The 14,591-nt window shown below is 75.1% G+C and carries 8 protein-coding genes; 1 reads left to right on the forward strand and 7 read right to left on the reverse strand.

Annotated features, from left to right (window positions below):
* Positions 1 to 7: 7 nt before the first annotated feature.
* The gene (locus ACFVVU_RS16550) at positions 8 to 5,923 is read right to left on the reverse strand and encodes a TIR domain-containing protein (protein WP_387790500.1); all 5,916 of its coding nucleotides are present in this window, start codon (positions 5,921 to 5,923) and stop codon (positions 8 to 10) included.
* A 173-nt stretch (positions 5,924 to 6,096) separates the two neighbouring features.
* On the opposite strand from ACFVVU_RS16550, the gene ACFVVU_RS16555 reads away from it, so the two are divergent.
* Positions 6,097 to 7,299: an SLC13 family permease gene (locus tag ACFVVU_RS16555; RefSeq protein ID WP_387790502.1), complete on the forward strand. Its 1,203-nt coding sequence runs from the start codon at positions 6,097 to 6,099 to the stop codon at positions 7,297 to 7,299.
* Here ACFVVU_RS16555 and ACFVVU_RS16560 read toward each other — a convergent pair whose 3' ends face one another.
* The 6 genes from ACFVVU_RS16560 to ACFVVU_RS16585 form a co-directional block, all read right to left on the reverse strand.
* Positions 7,300 to 8,160: an inositol monophosphatase family protein gene (locus tag ACFVVU_RS16560; RefSeq protein WP_387790503.1), complete on the reverse strand. Its 861-nt coding sequence runs from the start codon at positions 8,158 to 8,160 to the stop codon at positions 7,300 to 7,302.
* Complete coding sequence (locus ACFVVU_RS16565) at positions 8,132 to 8,806, reverse strand: hypothetical protein (protein ID WP_387790505.1); 675 nt, start codon at positions 8,804 to 8,806, stop codon at positions 8,132 to 8,134. The genes ACFVVU_RS16560 and ACFVVU_RS16565 overlap by 29 nt, the downstream gene beginning before the upstream one ends.
* A gap of 159 nt (positions 8,807 to 8,965) precedes the next feature.
* Positions 8,966 to 11,527 carry a ricin-type beta-trefoil lectin domain protein gene (locus ACFVVU_RS16570; RefSeq protein ID WP_387790507.1) on the reverse strand — a complete coding sequence of 854 codons (2,562 nt, stop codon included), beginning with the start codon at positions 11,525 to 11,527 and terminating at the stop codon, positions 8,966 to 8,968.
* 374 nt (positions 11,528 to 11,901) lie between these two features.
* Positions 11,902 to 12,915: an alcohol dehydrogenase AdhP gene (gene adhP, locus ACFVVU_RS16575; RefSeq protein ID WP_387790509.1), complete on the reverse strand. Its 1,014-nt coding sequence runs from the start codon at positions 12,913 to 12,915 to the stop codon at positions 11,902 to 11,904.
* A gap of 147 nt (positions 12,916 to 13,062) precedes the next feature.
* A complete protein-coding gene (locus tag ACFVVU_RS16580; protein WP_387790511.1) occupies positions 13,063 to 13,446 on the reverse strand; it encodes a VOC family protein in 384 nt (127 codons plus the stop codon).
* A 148-nt stretch (positions 13,447 to 13,594) separates the two neighbouring features.
* A complete protein-coding gene (locus ACFVVU_RS16585) occupies positions 13,595 to 14,530 on the reverse strand; it encodes a helix-turn-helix domain-containing protein (protein WP_387790512.1) in 936 nt (311 codons plus the stop codon).
* Positions 14,531 to 14,591: the final 61 nt, after the last annotated feature.

Genomic DNA, 14,591 nt, shown 5'->3' on the forward strand with positions numbered 1-14,591 from the left:
TTCGTCCCTACAGCTCCGCCTCCGGGGGGAGGCGGTGGACGCCGGGGAGGTGGGTGTCGAGTTCGCCGGGTTCGAAGCGGCACATGCCGACGGCGTGCCAGAACTCACCGGCCACGTCGCCCTCGCACTTGTAGGCGCCGGAGGGCAGCAGGGCGGCCCAGCCGTCGGGGGCGCCGAGCAGGGTGGCCAGGGCGGTCGGACGGCCGTCGGCCGGGACGCGCCAGAGACGGACGGTGCCGTCCTCGCCGCCGCTGGCGAGCAGCGAGCCGTCCGGGCTGAAGGTGACGGCGAGGATCCGCCCGGTGTGGCCGCGCAGGCCGGCCAGTTCGGTGCCGCTCAGCGGGTCCCAGACCCGGACCACCCGGTCGTCGCCGGCGGTGGCGAGCAGCGGGCGGTGCGGGTGGGCGGCGGCGGTCCACAGCCGGCCGACGTGGCCGGTGAGGCGGTGGCGGACGGTCCGGTCGACCCAGATCAGCGCGGTGCCGTCCCAGGAGGCGCTGGCCAGCCAGGCGCTGTCGACGGCCGGGGCGACGGCGTACACCCGGTCGGTGTGGCCGTCGAGTTCGGCCTCCACCCGCCCGGTCGCGATGTCGGAGATCCGCACCGTGGTGTCGTCGCAGCCGGTGAGCAGCTGCCGGCCGTCCGGGCTGAAGGCGATCGAGCGGACCCGGCCGCGGTGCTCGCGCAGCGTGGTGAGGTGGGCGCCGGTGCGGCGGTACCAGATGCGGACGGTGTCGTCGTCGTTGGCGGTGGCGACCAGGGCGCCGTCGGCGCTGAACGCCTCCGCCCAGACGTGCTCGGTCTCGACGTCCATCTCGCGCAGGTACTCGCCGGTGCGGGCGTTCCACAGGCACAGGTCGCCGTCATTGGTGGCGGTGGCCAGTACGGCCTCCTCCGGGCTGAACACCGCGGAGACCAATCGACTGCTGCGGCCGGAGAGTTCGCGCAGCCGGCGACCGGTGGACGGTTCCCAGATCCGGACCGCGCCGTCGTTGCCGCCGGCGGCCAGCAGGGCTCCGTCGCCGCTGAAGGTGAGCGAGCCGATCCGCCGTCCGTGGCCGCGCAGCAGCTGGCGGCTGCGGCCGCTGGACGGGTCCCAGAGCCGGACCCGGCCGTCGTTGCCGCCGGTGACCAGCAGCGGGTCGCTCTCCGCGCCGCCGCGGCCCGAGCCGGGGCGGAACCGGCAGGCCCAGACCGAGCCGCGGTGCTCGGGCGGCTGCCGGCGCAGCGGCACCACCTCGCGGGCGCCCGCGGCTCCCACCGTGCCCGCGCCCTCCCCGGCGCCGACCCGCCAGACCCGGACCCCGCCGTCGCTGTCGCTGGCCGCGAAGCGGGTGCCGGCCTCGTCGAAGGTGACCTGGTAGATCTTGCCGGTGGAGTCCTCGGGCCGGCCGGCGGAGGTGCCGTCGAGCGGGTTCCAGAACCGGATCTGGCCCTCGGTGTCACCGCTGGCGAGCAGGTCGCCGTCGGGGTGGAAGGCCAGCGTGTAGATCCGGCCGGCGTGGCCGGGCAGGCTGTGGCGCAGCCGGCGGCCGGCCACCTCCCAGATCCGCACGGTGCCGCCGGTGCCGTCGTCCGGCCCGCCGTCGGCGGTGGCCACCAGGGTGCCGTCCGGGCTGAACGCGGAGCGGTAGACGGTGCCGCGGTGGCCGGGCAGGACGGCGAGCCGGCGGCCGGTCACGGTGGACCAGAGCCGGGCGCCGCCGCCCTGGTCGCCGGTGACCAGCACGGTGCCATCGGGGTTGAACACCGAGGTGTAGACGGGCGCGGCGTGGCCGGGCAGCCGGTGCAGCGGCTGGCCGGTGGCGGTGTCCCAGAGGGTGACGACGCCGTTGAGGTCGCCGGTGGCGACCATCCGGCCGTCGGGGGCGAGCGAGACCGGCCAGACGCCGCCGGGGTGCACGTCGAGGCGGTGGCGGCACTCGCCGGAGACCGGGTCCCAGAGCCGGACGGTGCCGTCGGCGCTGCCGGTGGCGAGCACGTTGCCGGCGAACTTGACGGTGTAGACGCGGCCGATGTGGTCCTTGAGGGTGCGCAGGGCGATGCCGGTGACGGCGTCGCAGACCAGCACGCTGCCGTCCTCGGAGCCGACCGCCAGCAGGTGGCCGTCCCGGCTGAAGGCGACGGGCTCGGGCAACCGGGTGGAGCGCACGTCGAAGCCGTAGGGGACGCCGACCTCGGAGGGGCTGAAGCCGGCCTCGACGGGCAGTCCGGGGGCGATGGCGGCGGCCTGCAGCTCGGGGGCGGCGAGCACCTCCTCGTCGGTGACGGCGGAGATCAGCGCGGCGCGCTGCCAGCGGCTGCCGCGCAACCGGGCGCCGCGCAGGTCGGTGCGGATCAGCCGGGCGCCGTGCAGGTCGGCGAAGCGCAGGTCGGCGCCGCTGAGGTCGGCGGAGTCGAGCCGGGCGCCGGCCAGGCGGGCGCCGCGCAGGTCGGCGCCGGCGAGGTTGGCGCCGAGCAGCCGGGCCCCGCGCAGGTCGGCGCCGAACAGGTCGACGCCGGACAGGTCGCGGTGCGAGAGGTCCTCGCCGGCCAGGGTGGCGCCGCGCAGGTCGGTGTGGGCGGGCACGCGCAGCCGGTCGAGGACCTTGACGGCGTTGAGCCGGGCCGCCTCGGAGGCGGACTCGGGGGTGTCCAGGACGGAGCGGGCCCAGCGCTGGCAGACCTGGTGGTCGGTGAGGTCGCAGAGGAACTCGACGGCCAGCCGGCTGAGCGGGCCGCGGCCGAGCAGGGTGGCGTCGCCGTGCCGCAGCGCCTCGGCGGCGGCCCGGGCGACCAGCCACTCCACCACCGAGCCGTGGATGAAGTGGAACATGCCCTCGTCGGAACGGACCAGCAGGCTGCCGGAGCCGACCGCGTGGGCGACCTGCGGGGTGGGCATCCGGTTCTCGGCGAGGCCGTTGAGCACTCCGGCGATGTCGACGATCTCGTCCAGCGGGATGGCGCTGCGCCCGCTCTCCCACAGCCGCAGCGCGAGCAGGGTGACGGCCTGCCAGAGCTGGTCGAGGTGCAGGCCGGGCGCGGCGCCGGGGCCGCCGTGGCCGCGCTGCTCCTCGAAGCGCAGCCAGGCGGTGAAGACCTCCTGGTAGAGGCCGGCGGCGCTGAGGGCCCGGCCGGCGCCGGCGACGGCGCGCAGCCGGTCGTGGTCGAGGTCGGCGACGAAGCTGAGCAGCCGGGGGTTGCGGCACAGCGCGAGCAGGTCGGGGATGGCCTCCAGCAGCCGCATCCGGCGGTCGGCGGCCTCCCGGTCGCCGTAGCGGTTGCCGAGGTAGCCGCGGATCTGGTGCGGGGTGAAGTCCTGGACGGCGATGAGCCGGCGCTGCGGGAGCAGGCCGACGCGCTCGCCGAGCGCGGTCAGCACCTGCTCGTGGGAGCTGAAGTGCTGGGTGCGGCTGGTGACCACGATCTTGGCGCTGTCGACGGCGGCGTCCAGCAGCACCTGGAGGTGGTCGGCGGCGCGTTCGTAGCTGACCCGGTTGACGAGTTCGTCGAAGCCGTCGAAGAGCAGCACCACCCGGCCCTGGCGGAGCATGTAGCGGAAGGCCCGCAGGTCGAGGGTGTCGATGCCGTGCTCGGTGAGGTGGGCGGCGACCAGGCCGTCCAGCGAGTGCGCCTTGTCGAGGGCGCTGAGTTCGATGAACAGCGGCGACAGGTGCGGGAGTTCGGCGGGAAGCCGGCGGGCCAGCTCGCGCAGCGCGAAGGTCTTGCCGCGGCCGAAGTCGCCGAGCAGCAGGACGAAGCGGCCGTGGTCGGAGTCGAGCAGCCGCAGCATCTCCTCGACCAGGCCGTCGCGTTCCTCGGCGCCGGGGCGTTCGGCGTCGCGGTAGCGCTGGGGCAGGTAGAGGCCGGGGTGGTACTGGCTGTCGGTGGCGAGCCGCTCGGTCTGGGCCGCGACGTGGCCGCGCAGGTCGAGCAGGCCCTGGAACTCCAGGAAGCTGCGCAGCCGCACGCCCCGGCGGCGGGACCGGTCGCGCAGTTCGCGCGACGGCGGCGGGCCGTCGTGGACGAGTTCGGCGTCGAGGGCGGCGCCGTCGGCGTGCACCGCGTCGGCGAAGCGCTCGACCTCCTCCTCGGTGGGGGTGCCGACGCAGGCGGCGACCCGCTGCTGGCGGACCAGCCCGGATTCGGCCCAGGTGACGAACAGCTGGGTGGCGGTGCCGGCGACGGGGCGGATCTGGGCGCCCGGGTGGCGGGTGCGGCAGACCTCGGCGACCCGGTCCAGCAGGGCCTGCTCCGGGGTGGCGAGCGCGCGGGCCTCGTGGTCGGTGTCGGCCGGTTCGCGGACCTCCTCCAGCTGCGGCGGGCCGGCCTGCGGGGCCGGTTCGGGGGCCGGGAAGGCGCGTTCGGCCCGGCGCCAGGTCACCGTGAGCCGCTGGTTCTCGCCGGCGGGGGCGGGCCAGCGGGTGAGGCCCTCGCGGGTGAGCCGGAGCAGCTGGTGGGCGCCGGGGGCGGCGGCGGCGAGCACCGGCAGCTCGCCGGCGGAGGTGGCAAGGGTGCGCGGGGCGGTGCGGCCGTCGCCCGGGCCGTGCAGCAGCAGGTGGAGGCGGGGCGCGGTGAGCCGGGTGAACCGGTCGGCGTCGCGCAGCGGTTCGGTGCCCTGACCGTGGGAGGCGCGGGCGGGGGCGATGTTGGCGGAGCGCGCGCCGGAGCCCGGGGCGACCGGGTGGCGCACGGCGCCGATCCGCAGCCAGCCGTCGTTGGCGTACGGGCGCAGTGCCTGGGCGAACCAGGCGGCCTGCTCGGGGCCGAGCCAGCCGTACTGGTCCTCGGGCCGGTGGGTCCAGGCCATCGAGGAGTTGAGCCCGGCGACGACGGTGCCGAGTTCGGGCACCGGGAAGAGCGTCCACGGCTGGGCGCTGTCGAAGACCACGTCCAGGCCCTGGTAGAACTCCTGGAACAGCCGGGCGTAGTGCCGCCACTTGGGCCAGTACGGTGCGGCGGGCCGCAGTTCGTCGGCCTCGCAGGTGGCGAAGTAGGCCCGGGAGGCGGCCTGGCTGACGTCCTGGCCGCCGGGCAGCACGGCCACCCGGTGCGGTTCCAGGCCGAGCAGGGCGCGGATGCCGGTGAGGAAGGTGAGCGCCTGCTCGCACTCGCGGGGGCTGCCGGAGGCGGTGAGGTCGCCGGTGACGACGACGAGTTCGGGCGCGGGGGCGCCGGCGTCGGTGAGTTCGACCAGGTCGCCCCAGATGGCGGCCTGCAGGTCGACCGGGTCGTGGCCGCTGCCGAAGGCGGGCCCGGCCAGGTGCAGGACGGTGATCTCCTCGCGGCCCGCGGGGCGTGCGGCGGCCTGCGGGTACTCGGGCTGGACGGAGGGGCGACGGCGTCCGGCCCAGCCGGTGCCGCCGACCTGGCGCGGGGCGGGGACGGCTGCGGAGTTCTGCGCCTGGACGGGGCCGCCGTTGCCGGCGCTGGTCCCGTTGCCGTTGTTGCTGCTGTTGCCGCCGTTGCCCGGGTAGCCGGGGACCAGGTCGGGGCGGGCCCGGCCGTCCACCGCCTGGCCGACCCGGGTGAGCAGCAGTTCGCGGGCCCGGGCGGGCTCGGTGACGCCGACGAGGTCGATGTAGGTGAGCGTGGCGAGCAGCCCGTCCACCGGGATGTCCTCGATCCGGACGGTCAGCAGCCGCCGCTCCGGCGCGTCCGGGTCGGCGCGCAGCGCGGCCTGCCACTCCATCCGGCCGTAGCGCGAGCGCTCGTAGTTGCGCGAGAGCAGTGCGATGACGGCCGCGGACTCGGTCACCCCGCGGTCCATGAAGTCGACGAAGTTGGTGCCCGGCACGAAGTCCCAGGCCTGGAGCAGGGCCCGGTAGCCGGCCTCCTCCAGCGTCCAGGCGATCCAGGACGCCCACCGTTCGTCGGCCGGCGAGTAACTGATGAAGAAGTCGATCGGCCCGGGGCCACCCGGGGTCGCGTCAAGAGCCCCCATGGAAGCAGCTTATGACCGATCCGGAGAGGCTCAACCCTGTTTCACCGCAACGAGTCCGGGTGGTTTTCGGCCGTCGCCATTCCCACACGTTTCCGTTACTCGTCCGCCCGTACGAGCGGCGGCCCCGGCCGGCGGCCTCGACCGGCGACGTCTCGTGTGCGACCCTGACGACCGTGTTCGCGTACTGGCCCGCCGTCAAGCGGCTGCACCCCCTGGACCTGCTGGCCGCGGGGCTGCTCGCCTGCGGCCTGCTCCTCCTCGCCACCGGCCTGCTGCCGACGGACTCCGCCGGGGCGGCCGTGCAACGGATCGCCCCGCTGCTGGCCTTCCTCGGCTCGGTCATCGTGCTCGCCGAACTGACCAGTGCCGCAGGAGTTTTCGACGTGGTGGCGGCCTGGGTGGCACGGGCCGGACGGGGCAGCTACCCGGCGCTGTTCCTGCTCTGCGTCGGCTTCGCGTCGCTCACCACCGCGGTGCTCAACCTGGACACCACCGCCGTGCTGCTCACCCCCGTCATGCTGGCGCTGGCCACCCGGGTGGGCATCGCCCCGCTGCCGCTGGCGATGACCACGGTCTGGCTGGCCAACACCGCGAGCCTGCTGCTGCCGGTCTCCAACCTCACCAACCTGCTGGCCGCCGACCGGGTCGCGCTCTCCCCCGCCGGCCTGGCCCGGGTCATGTGGGCGCCGCAACTCGCGGCGCTGCTGGTCACCATGGTCTGCCTGTGGGGCTTCTACTGGCGGCGCGGCCGGCGCGGCGCGGCCACCTACCACCCGCCCGCGGCGCACCGGCCCGGGGACCGGACGCTGTTCCGGATCTGCGCGCTGGCCTGCACCGGCTTCCTGGTGGCCAGCCTGGCGGCGGTCGTCCCGCTCTGGGCGGCCTCGGGCGCGGCGGCGGCCGTCGTGGTGGCGGCGTTCGCGGTGCGCCGGCCGGAGGCATTGCGCGCCTCGCTGGTGCCCTGGCGGCTGCTGGTGATGGTGCCCGGCATGTTCCTGGTGGTGCAGACGGTGGATGCGCACGGTCTGCACCGGCTGCTGGCCGACGCGATCGGCGCGGACGGCGGCACGCTCGGCCTCTTCCGCGCCTCGGCGGTCGGCGCGGGCCTGTCCAACCTGTTGAACAACCTCCCCGTCTACCTGGCCGGCGAGGCCGCCGTCCCCGAGGGCAACCACACCCAACTGCTCGCCCTGCTGATCGGCACCAACATCGGCCCGCTGGTGACCCCCTGGGCCTCGCTGGCCACCCTGCTCTGGTACGAGCGCTGCCGCTCGGCCGGTCTGCGGGTGCCGCTGCGCGGCGTCGCCGCGACCAGCGCGGTCCTGGCGCTCGGCGGCGTCGGCCTGGCGACGGCGGCGCTGGCGCTCACCGGGTGACTACCCGGCTGCGGGCCCGGCCCCGGCGACCAGGTCGAGCAGGTACGGCAGGACCTCGGGGCGGGCCGCGACATAGCTGCGGGCGGTGTCCGGGCGGCCGATCCGGGCGCTGAAGGGGCCGCCGTCCAGCGTGCGGACCTCCAGCCCGGCCTCGGTGGCGAGCAGACAGCCGGCCGGCAGGTCGATCTCCTCGGCCCGGTAGCCGACGAAGCCGTCGATCAGCCCGCCGGCCAGCAGCGACCAGGTGAGCAGCGGCGCCCACAGCTGGAGCACCCGGCGCGCGCCGCCCTCCAGGCCGTCCTTCAGGGCCCGCGCCACCGGGTCGCCGGCCGGCACGCTGTGGCCCTGGGTCCAGCCGAGCACCGGTCGGGCGGCGCCGAGCGGTCGCCCCGGCGCCGCCAGCCGTCCGTCCGGGCCGTGGGCGCCCGAGCCGCGCACCGCCCGCCAGGTGCGGCCGGCCACCGGGTCGTGCACCACGCCGAGCACCGGCTCGTCGTCCACGCACAGCGCGATGCCGACCACGTAGGCGGGCAGGCCGATCACGACGTTGTTGCTGCCGTCCAGCGGGTCGACCAGCCAGGTGCGGCGGGCGCCGGGCCCGCCGGCCAGGTCGCCGCCCTCCTCTGCGCGGATCCGGTCGGCGGGGAAGCGCTCGGCCAGCCGCCGGGTCACCAGCTGCTCGGCGAGCAGGTCGAGTTCGGTGACGACGTCGCCGTCGGCGCCCTTGGTGTCCACCCGGAAGGCGCTGAGGAAGCGCGAGCGCAGCAGCGCGCCCGCGTCCTCGGCGGCGCGCACCGCGACCCGGCACTCCTCTTCGAACGCCCCGGTGCCGTCACCCTGGTCCGTCGTCGTAACTTCCACTGATCCTCCTGGCTGCCTCTTCGGCGATCCGGGCCGTGCGTTCCGCGTCGCAGAGCCGGCGCACCACCCGGCGGGGGCCGCCGTCCACCGGCCCCAGCACCACGTCCACCGGCCCCGGCACCGTGCGGCCGAGCACGACGGTGGCGGTGGGCGTGCCGTCCGGCAGCACGGTGGCGTGGAACTCCCCGGCCCGCAGGGTGTACGTCTCGCCGCGCCCGCTGGTCTGCTCGGCCAGCGGCTGCCAGCGCACCAGCCGAGCGGTGGGCCGCACCTCGTCCACCCCGGCGGCGGCGTCGCTGTGCACCGCGTAGGCCCGGTGGCTCGGCCGGGCGGGCTCGTCGTACACGCCGATCCGCAGGTTGCCGATCCGGCCGTAGAGCACGCTGCTCTTCAACTCCCAGCTGTGGCAGTGGATCTCGCGCTGCCCGACGGCGGTCGCCGGGTCGAAGACGTGCACGCAGACGCCGAGTGCCCCGTCGCGCACCACCGGCAGGCAGTAGAACCCGAGCGGGTGCGCCACCGCCCGCAGCACCCGGGCCCCGCTCACCACCTGGGCCAGCAGCCCGCCCACCAGCAGGTCCAGCCCGGGCTCGGCAACGGTGCGGCCGGCGGCCCGGTCGAGCGTCGTGAACAGGTCGTTGCTCATCGCTCCCCCTTGTCCCCCGCCCAATATGCTAGGACCGCCGAGAAGTTGACGGCCAGCGACTTGACGCCCCGACCCGCGGTTTCCCGTTGCCGAAATCCGCGGGCCCGCGACGCGTGGTGCGTCGCGGGCCCGCGGGTCCGTCTGTGCCGGGGAAGGCGGTCAGGCGGTGGTGGGCTGGAGGGTCCAGCGCTGGTTGGCGTTGCCGTTGCAGCCCCAGATGCCCAGGGTGGTGCCGTTGGCGTCGTTCCAGCCGGGCAGTTCCAGGCAGGCGTTGGCGGCGGGGTTGTAGAGGGTGCCGTCGGCGCGGTACGTCCAGATCTGACCGGTGGTGGCCTGGCAGTCGGTGAGGACCGTCGGCGTGCCCCAGTAGGTCACGTTGTCCCGGACGGTCACGCAGCGGCCGCCGGATCGCAGGGTGCCGTCGGAGCCGAACGCGAACTTCTGGTTCGTGCCGTTCCAGCAGTCGTAGAAGCGCAGGCCGCCGCCGTTGGGCGCGCCGTAGGTGTCGAGGCAGCGGCCCGGGTTGTAGGCAGAACGGACGCCGAAGTCGGCGGAGCGGTCCCACGGGATCTCCTGGGGCGCGGCGAAGCCCGGCCGGCCGGCCACCGGGGCGGTGCCCGCGAAGCGCACCAGCCGACCGTCGTAGACGGTGGCGACCAGGTCGGGGTAGCCGTCGGCGGTCATGTCCCCGGGCGAGTCCACGACCGGGAAGACGTTCGCGGCGAGCCCGATCGGGAGCACGGCGTGGGCGGCGGGCACCGTCCACTGCTGGGTCGCGGTCGTGCCGCAGTCCGCGATCACCAGGCGGCTGCCCAGGCGGGTGACCGGGTCGGCCGCGTCGAGGCACTTGCCCGCGTTCGGGTTCATCAGCGTGCGCGGGTGGGGGCCCGCGACCCACTGCTGGGCCGGGCTGCCGTTGCAGTCCCACAGGTTGACCGGCGAGCCGTTGGCGGTGTTGCCGCCGGTGACGTCGAGGCACTTGCCGAGGACGTGCAGCGAGCCGTCGGTGCCGAGGGTGAACTGCTGGTTGGGGCTGTCGCCCTGCTCGGAGCAGGTCCACAGCAGGGCGGCGGTGCCGTTGCCCGTCCAGCCGTGGTCGATGTCGGCGCAGAGGTCCTTGCCGTCGGTGGCCTTGAGGCCCCAGCCCAGCGGCTTGTGGGCGGGCATCGTCAGCGGGGCGGAGCCGTTGACCGGCCGGCCCGCGGCGTCCAGCGGCAGCGGCAGGCCGGTGACGGCCCCGGTCACGGTGTCCCGCACCCAGAGCGTCGGCGCGCCGTTGACCTCGCCGGGGTGCAGCAGGGTGAAGCCGCTCCAGTCGTCCCCGGCGGCGCCGAGCTCGACACCGGTGCCGACCTGGCACAGGTTGTCGGAGGGGTAGTAGCGCAGGTGGCCCTTCTCGACGGTGACGAGGCCGGTCCCACTGCCCCGTCGGACGGCCGTCAGCTGGGCGATGTTGTCCCAGGTCCCGTCGACACCCCGGGCGCACATGCTGCTGGCGCCCAGCTGGGTGGCGGTGCGGGTGAAGTGGCCGGCCGTGCCGTCCGGGAAAGCGGCGTTCACGTCGTTGCTGTAGAGGAAGAGCTGCTTGGTGGCCTTGTTGTACGCGAACAGCGAGTCGCCGCCGGCCATCACGGCGCCGCGGTGGGCCACCAGGTAGTTGTTCCAGTCGTCCTTGCGCGGGCTGCGGTCCGCCGTGGACGCCGTCTCGGGCGTCAGCGGCTTGCTGCCGTCGCCGCCCCGGAACAGGGTCAGCGAGCCGTCCGCGGCCGGGAGCAGGAAGTCCGCGACGCCGTCAAGGTCGACATCGCCCGGCACGACCGGGGCGGCCGGCTTGGCGGGAACGTAGTACGAGTAGGTGGACGCCTGCGGCGCGGAGTTGCCGGCCCCGTCGACGGCGCGCACGAACAGTATGTGGCTCCCCCAGCCGCCGACTCCGACGCTGATCGGGACGTCGGCGTACGCGGTGCCGTCGGCCGTGAAGGAGGCCGGGACGCTGCCGGTGCCGGTGGGCGAGCTGTTGTCGTCGAGCGCGTACTGGAACGCGCGGACGCCACTGGCCAGGCAGCTGCCGCTGACGCAGCCGGCCGGGACCGGGTCCTTGCTGCTGACCCGCACGGTGACGCCGGTGTCACCGGCGCGGCCGGTGGGCGTGGCGCCGCTGCCGAGCGGCGGGAACACCGAGGAGGGCGCGATGGACGCCTGGGTCGGCGCGGTGAGGTCGACGTCGAAGGCGCAGTCCGCCGACGCGGGGCTGTTCACGCCCCCGGCGGTGGACCAGGCGTTCCAGCTGTACCGGTGACCGTCCGCCAGCGCGCGGCCGACGTAGGCGTCGCCCCAGCCGCCGGTGCCGGCGATCGGCGCACTGGTCCGCGAGGTCGCGCCGGACTCGGCGCTCTCGCCCGCCGAGGCGTCCCACACGTGGAACCCGACGGTGATGTTGTTGCCGGGGGCCCCGCCCGCCCAGGCGAACAGGCGGACGTTGGACGAACCGTCCGACAACGCCGTCGTCCGGCCGATCCACCCGGGCGTGCCGCCGCCGCAGGCACTGTCCGCGGGGTTCTCCGACTGGGGGCTGGTGTACATGCCGGTGGGGGTGCTCGGTCCGGAGCCGTCCGCGAACGCGGCTCCGGGAGCGGCCAGCACCAGGGCGGCCGCGGACAGGGGGACCAGGCGTCTCGCCAGCGGGCCCCGCAGCCTTCCGGGGGGACGGGATTCTCGCATGATGTGTTCGTTCGCCTTCGCAGCAGTACCCCTCGGCCCGGGGCCGACCGCCGGTCGCCTCGCCGACGGCACCGCACGGGCGGCGTCTCGCCGAAGACCGGTGAATGAAGGGGTTTTTGTCCGATTGGTGCGCATTCCGACCACTCGTCAGGTGACAAGCCCTCACCTCGACGATCGGTGCGCGGTCGAACGCTAGTGTGTGCGAACGCGGGCTGGCAATCCGGTTTCCACGATCTTCGCGCCCGCCCCGCCGGGGCGAACGGCGCAGGTCACCGGCGCGCCCGGCAACAGATGCGCCGGGCGACAACGGCGCTCGGCCCCGGCCGGAGGGTTCCGGTCGGGGCCGAGCGCCACCGTGGCGGGACGGGCGGAGGTCAGCGCAGGTCGAAGACCAGCCGGGCGGAGACCTTGCCGTTCAGGACCTCGTCGAAGCAGGTGTTGACGTCCTCCAGCCGGCGGGTCTCGCGGATGACCCGGGTGCGGCCCAGGGCGTGCAGCCGGAAGACCTCGGCGAGGTCCTCCCGGGTGCCGACGATCGAGCCGATCACCTTGGTGCCGTTGAGCACCGTGTCGAAGACCGGCAGTTCGAGCTTGCCCTCGGCGGGAAGGGCCACCAGGACCAGGGCGCCACCGCGGCGCAGCGAGCCGTAGGCGGCCTGGAAGGAGGCGTTGCTGACGGCCAGCGCGATGGCGGCGTGGGCCCCGCCGAGCTTCTGCACCTCGGCGGCGACGTCCTGGACCCGGGCGTCCAGCACGTGGTCGGCGCCGAGTTCGCGGGCCAGCGCGAGCTTGTCGTCGGTGACGTCGACCGCGATGGTCTCGGCGCCGGTGATCCGGGCGTACTGGAGGGCGAGGTGGCCGAGACCGCCGATGCCGGAGATCAGGACGCGGGTGCCGGGCCCGGCACCGGAGACCTTGAGGGCCTTGTAGGTGGTGACGCCGGCGCAGGAGAGCGGGGCGGCGTCCAGCGGGTCGATGCCGTCGGGCACCGGGACGACGTAGTCGCCGTGGGCGAGGGCGTGCTCGGCGTAGGCGCCGTCGACGGAGTAGCCGCTGTTGTGCTGCCGGGTGCAGAGGGTCTCCCAGCCGGAGACGCAGTGGTCGCAGCGCCCGCAGGCGTCGGCCAGCCACGGGATGGCCACCCGCTCGCCGACCCGGACGTGCCGGACCTCGGAGCCGGCCGCCTCGACGATGCCGACGCCCTCGTGGCCGGGTACGAACGGCGGGTTCGGCTTCACCGGCCAGTCGCCGCGGGCGGCGTGGATGTCGGTGTGGCAGAGTCCGGAGGCCTCGATCCGCACCCGCACCTGGTGCGGACCGGGGTCGGGCAGCGGGCGCTCCTCGATCGCGAGCGGCTGGGTGAAGTCGTGGACGACGGCGGCCTTCATGGTTCTGCTCCTGCCCTTCGTACCGGGGGGACCGTTCCCGGCCCCCGGAACCCCGTTCGGTTCACCTCCATCCCACGCCACGGCCGGGCGGGCCGCCAGGGCCGGACGGGTGAACCCGGAGGGACCATGGTCCCTCCGGGACGGCGGTCAGGACTCCCGGTGCACGATGCGGCGGACCAGCTCCGGGACCCATTCGACGTACTCGACCTCCGCGCCGTCCGCGTGCCGGGCGTAGAGGAACCGCCCGGTCGCGGAGGCGGTCTCGGGCGTGGTGACGACGGCGCCCGCGGCCTCCAGGGCCTCGCTCAGCTCGTCGAGGTCGGAGACCACGACGGTCGCCGAGGCGTGCGCGTACTTGGCGCGCTCGGAGGGCGGGCCGGCGATCACCAGGAAGTCGCCGATGGCGGCGAGTTCGATCTCGTGGAAGCGGAACAGCAGGTCCGGCTCGGCCCCGGTGAGGGTGCGCAGCAGCGGGAGCGAGCGGTCCAGGCCGTCGGCCCAGAGCCGGGCATAGGTCTTGAGGATGGGCATGGGTGCTCCGAGTCGTCCGACGCCGTCCGGCGTCGACCGGCGCCACGGGTGGCCACCGTGTCAATCCGCCGGACGCCGGGTCTCCGACAGGTACCGGATCACCGTAAGCGGGCGGGCTCCCGCACAGAAGACCGTACTTTGCGGTGCGTCAGTGCCCGACGGTAACCGACCCGCCACCTGCGGTGGAGCCGGCCGGGCCGATCCGGACGCCGTCCCAGGCGATCAGCATCCGCAGGGCGTCCTCGGACGGGCTGCCGGGGTCGGGGGTGTAGGTGATCAGTGCCTGGTCGGGGTCGTCGGCCGGGCGGAGCGTCTCGTAGAGCAGTTCCATCCGGCCGACCAGCGGGTGGTGGAACACCTTGCGGCCGGAGGTCTTGTCGCGCACCGGGTGCTCCGCCCACCACTGGCGGAACTCCGGGCTGCGCACCGACAGTTCGCCGATCAGCTCGGCGAGCCGGGGGTCGTCGGGGCGGCGTCCGGCCTCCAGCCGGAGGAAGGCGGCGTTCTCCCGCGCGCAGCCGACCCAGTCGTCGTAGAGGGTGCGCGAGGCCGGGTCGAGGTAGGTGATCCGGGCGATGTTGCGCTCGGCGGGGGCGAGCGCGCCGTAGTCGCCGAGCAGGGAGACGGCGGCGCGGTTCCAGGCGAGGACGTCCATCCGCCGGCCCATCACCACGGCGGGCACCTCGGGCATCGCCCCGAGCAGCCGGGCCAGGGCCGGGCGGACCTTCTGCGGGCCGGAGCCCCGGCCACCGGCGCCGCGGGCGGGTCGGCCGCGGGCGGCCCGGGTCCGGGCCAGGCGGTGCAAGTGGCCGCCTTCCTCGGGGTCGAGGCGCAGCGCGCGGGCGACCGCGTCGAGCACGGAGTCCGAGGGGTTGCCGACCCGGCCCTGTTCGAGCCGGGTGTAGTAGTCGACGCTGACGCCGGCGAGCTGGGCGAGCTCCTCGCGGCGCAGGCCGGCCACCCGGCGCCGGCCGCCGAGGTCCGGCAGGCCGACGTCCTCGGGGCGGAGCCGGGAGCGGCGGGTCCGGAGGAACTCGGCGAGGCCGGCGCCGGTGGCGGCGAGGTGGGCGGGGCTCGTGCTCATGCGGTCATTCTTGCCGGTCGGCGCTCCCGCAGCCTGGCCCTGGCAGGACCAGGCTGCGGGA

The sequence above is a fragment of the Kitasatospora sp. NPDC057965 genome, assembly GCF_042887135.1.
Lineage (GTDB): Bacteria > Actinomycetota > Actinomycetes > Streptomycetales > Streptomycetaceae > Kitasatospora.

Excerpts from the sequence above, each read along its gene's own strand:
- ACFVVU_RS16550 (WP_387790500.1), bottom strand. The coding sequence starts at position 5,923 with ATGGGGGCTCTTGACGCGACCCCGGGTGGCCCCGGGCCGATCGACTTC.
- ACFVVU_RS16565 (WP_387790505.1), bottom strand. The coding sequence starts at position 8,806 with ATGAGCAACGACCTGTTCACGACGCTCGACCGGGCCGCCGGCCGCACC.
- ACFVVU_RS16570 (WP_387790507.1), bottom strand. The coding sequence starts at position 11,527 with ATGCGAGAATCCCGTCCCCCCGGAAGGCTGCGGGGCCCGCTGGCGAGA.
- adhP (WP_387790509.1), bottom strand. The coding sequence starts at position 12,915 with ATGAAGGCCGCCGTCGTCCACGACTTCACCCAGCCGCTCGCGATCGAG.
- ACFVVU_RS16580 (WP_387790511.1), bottom strand. The coding sequence starts at position 13,446 with ATGCCCATCCTCAAGACCTATGCCCGGCTCTGGGCCGACGGCCTGGAC.
- ACFVVU_RS16585 (WP_387790512.1), bottom strand. The coding sequence starts at position 14,530 with ATGAGCACGAGCCCCGCCCACCTCGCCGCCACCGGCGCCGGCCTCGCC.